Raw genomic sequence first — 2,358 nt, 5'->3', positions numbered from 1 at the left:
GGCTCGACTGCTTCGATGATCCGGCCCTGGCGAAGGAAATCTATTCCGGTCCCTTCCCGCTGGTCGATGTGACGGTAATCCCGGACGATGAAATCCTGACGCATAAACGGGGCGCGTTATTGGAAATGGTGCAAAAACATATCCGGCGACTGGCAGAACAGTCCCCGAGGTATGAGGAGGTACTGATGACAATAGCACAAAGATTGGAACATAAAGCACGTCAGGAAGGATTGCAGGAAGGCGAAAAACGGGGGATCTTGAAAGTCGCGTGGGCGATGATGGACATGGGTATCGACCGTGAAACGATAATGAAAACGACCGGGTTGAGCCAGAATGAGCTTGAGCAAATACGCCACTAACTCATGTTGAGAGTGCTTAATCAGCACTCAACGATCCGTATTAAAAGAGGATCTTACGACGACTGGCAGAACAGTATCTCCCTTATTTCAGGAGATACGGCACTGGGGAACAGTCACGGAAGTATGGCAAACGAACGAACGGGAAAACCAGATGCTTTTTTAGGTTTGGCTACAATGTTGAAAATGACTGCACCACGTACAGGGACCTGGTCCAAATTAGCCAAAAGTTCTATCTGATAAGTATCTTGCTTTAATACATAATCTTCGCTCAACAACGTATTATTCTTTCTAAAATCTTTGGCGGCGTCGGTATCAAATGTTTCATGCCCAATGGCTTTAACATGACGCTCCTCAAATAAAAATTTGAGGGCATCCATTCCCCATCCGGGTATTTGGTTATTGCCACGATTATCTTTATTATCCATGGCATCCTGAGATGACCAGCGTTTACTCCAGTCAGTTCTGAGCGCAACGAAAGTATCTGCCTCAATAATTCCATATTCTTCTTCAAATTTAAGAATATCTTCTTTAGACAGTGAAAAATTAGGATCCTGTTTTGCCCTTTCTGACTGATTAAGTACGATTAAAGGTAAAACCAATTCTTTTAATTCCAACTCATCAAGATAACGGGCATTAGGAACAAAATGGCAGGGAGCATCAATGTGAGTCCCATATTGGCCGGGAAAAGAGAATTGTTGAGCAAAAAAGCCATCCTTATAATCAAAAAGTGTCTTAAACTCAGCTGGTTCAAACATAAAAAAATGGGGAGAATCTTTATCGAAGCTATGTGTTAAATCGACCCATTTTTTCGATTTCAGCAAAGTAAGTGCTTGTAAGATGTTATTTGACATAAAAACCTCATTTTTGATAACTGTTGATGTTTTTTTACCGCTATGGTTTTTTCTATAATAAAAACAAAGTTATGGGTTTTCATCAATTTAAAGAGTTAACTATTTCTTCAAATGTTATATTTGAGTCTATTGCCTGATAGAAACCATTTTCGACATGTATTGGCGTAATTATATTGGTATTTTTCAATATTGGTTTATTATTAAAGAAAACAGATAGTTTTTTTCCTACGTTTTTTTCTTTTATATAGTTTTTTAAATTGACGGTTTTGCTAAGTTAAGTATTATATGTAGATAATTCAATCACTTAAGCATGGGTTAAGTTCAATGGCCGTTGGAGTGAAGAAACTGGCGATAGGCCAATTTCTTTGTATATACGGGAATAAATTTCGTGCGCACAACGCTTTTTGTCGATGATTACAATTTATATTACGGCTTACTAGCCGGAACAGAGTATAAATGGCTCAATCTTCCTAGCAATTTAGTGGTGAGATGGGGAACTTGGTGTTCGGAAAGGATATTAGCCCTAATCGTCTGTGGTTTCAGCATGAAGGACAGGATCTGCAAATTTCGGTTATTGGCAGCAAGCAGGAGGTAATACTGCATAATTGGTATGCTAGTCCCTCCGAACGACCAGGTGACATTATGGCCGGTGACGGTCATCGGTTAATCGACAGTGATGTCGAACACCTTGTCCAGGCTATGGCTGCATTCGCGCCGCCAGAGCCTGCAACCTGTGTTGGCAGCCAACTGGCATTGATCGGTAAACAAGACCCATGGTGGTTATCGCGGGTTTTCATAACCATATTATTATCCCATTATTAATTCCATGCTCATTAATTGTTAGTTAAGTGTTATTGATTGCTTGTAATATTACATTTTTATCATATTTAATGTAATAAAATTACATAATATGGAAAATAGAGTGATGATAACTGCTTAAAAGTGGTCGGATAAGTAGTAAATTTTCATTTTGTGCGGTAAAATTTTAAACAATTTACAGATGGATTATTTTTGGGATTCTGCGAAACGGCGGGATCTTTTTTAGCGAAAAACGCCGTAAACCCTCGCCCAGTGCGGGCGGGGATATAAGGCGAAAAGCCCGCAGGGCTTTAAAGATCAATCTGGCGTTGACTGACTCTGAACGTAGG

The 2,358-nt window shown here is 40.1% G+C and carries 3 protein-coding genes; 2 read left to right on the top strand and 1 reads right to left on the bottom strand.

Annotated elements, in window-relative coordinates; translation table 11 throughout:
• The coding region (locus ABR397_RS22305; protein WP_350307626.1) for an Rpn family recombination-promoting nuclease/putative transposase at positions 1–359 on the top strand (359 nt) is incomplete at its 5' end.
• A gap of 113 nt (positions 360–472) precedes the next feature.
• Here ABR397_RS22305 and ABR397_RS22300 read toward each other — a convergent pair.
• Complete coding sequence (locus ABR397_RS22300) at positions 473–1,210, bottom strand: cyclase family protein (RefSeq protein WP_350307625.1); 738 nt, start codon at positions 1,208–1,210, stop codon at positions 473–475.
• A gap of 501 nt (positions 1,211–1,711) precedes the next feature.
• Here ABR397_RS22300 and ABR397_RS22295 point away from each other — a divergent pair.
• Positions 1,712–2,032 carry a hypothetical protein gene (locus ABR397_RS22295; RefSeq protein WP_350307624.1) on the top strand — a complete coding sequence of 107 codons (321 nt, stop codon included), beginning with the start codon at positions 1,712–1,714 and terminating at the stop codon, positions 2,030–2,032.
• Positions 2,033–2,358 lie beyond the last annotated feature (326 nt).

Origin of the sequence: Photorhabdus viridis (assembly GCF_040256935.1) — a bacterium.
In the GTDB taxonomy this organism is placed as follows: domain Bacteria; phylum Pseudomonadota; class Gammaproteobacteria; order Enterobacterales; family Enterobacteriaceae; genus Photorhabdus; species Photorhabdus viridis.
Note: the sequence above shows the minus strand (reverse complement) of the source record. Positions and strands in the feature narration are given on the sequence as shown.

Coding starts and splice junctions, on each gene's coding strand:
- ABR397_RS22300 (WP_350307625.1), bottom strand. CDS start 1,210: ATGTCAAATAACATCTTACAAGCACTTACTTTGCTGAAATCGAAAAAA.